At 67.8% G+C, this 211-nt stretch carries 1 protein-coding gene; it reads right to left on the bottom strand.

Features of this window, described 5'->3' with window-relative positions:
• On the bottom strand, nucleotides 1–211 hold a 211-nt coding region (locus DW171_RS10290), incomplete at both ends, for a sugar nucleotide-binding protein (RefSeq protein WP_233539080.1).

Below are 211 nucleotides of genomic sequence, written 5' to 3'. Positions count from 1 at the left end.
GCCGGAGCCGGTGCAGTCGTAGGTGCCGTAGGGGGCGTGCGTCCCCAGCACGTGGAAGATGGCCTCGGCCATGTCGCGCGTGAAGGTCAGGCGGCCCAGCTGGTCGTCAACGACCGTGACCTGCGTGAGCTTATCCTCCGGGTCGGCGACGCGGTCGGACAGCCCCTTCATGGTCTTGACGAAGTTGTGCCCCTCGCCGATGACCCAGGAG

It is taken from the genome of Collinsella sp. AM15-2, assembly GCF_003471985.1.
In the GTDB taxonomy this organism is placed as follows: domain Bacteria; phylum Actinomycetota; class Coriobacteriia; order Coriobacteriales; family Coriobacteriaceae; genus Collinsella.
The sequence above is the reverse complement of the archived record's forward strand: the minus strand, read 5'-3'. Positions and strand labels throughout refer to the sequence as shown.